General features: G+C 81.5%; 1 protein-coding gene. It reads right to left on the bottom strand.

Going from position 1 to position 227, the window contains the following annotated elements; all coding sequences use genetic code 11:
• Nucleotides 1-39 precede the first annotated feature (39 nt).
• Nucleotides 40-227 (bottom strand): hypothetical protein (locus QWJ41_RS21550; RefSeq protein ID WP_302710546.1); only part of this gene is annotated, 188 nt, incomplete at its 5' end.

Below are 227 nucleotides of genomic sequence, written 5' to 3'. Positions count from 1 at the left end.
CCCGGGAACGCCCGGCCCGGTCCAGTCAGGCCCCACCTGTCAGGCCCGGCCCACCAGCGCGAGCAGGGTCTCGACCGGCCCGGCGCCGGGCCGAGCGGCGCCGACGGCGGCGAAGTGCCCCACGGCGCGCCCGCACGCGACCGTGCAGCGCGCCACTGGCAAGAGCGCCGCGGCCAGGTCGGGCGGCAGCGCCCCGGTCGCGCCGTCACGGTCGCTCGGCTCGCCGA

This window comes from Nocardioides cremeus (assembly GCF_030518195.1).
GTDB lineage: Bacteria > Actinomycetota > Actinomycetes > Propionibacteriales > Nocardioidaceae > Nocardioides > Nocardioides cremeus.
This window is presented reverse-complemented; position numbering and strand designations above follow the sequence as displayed.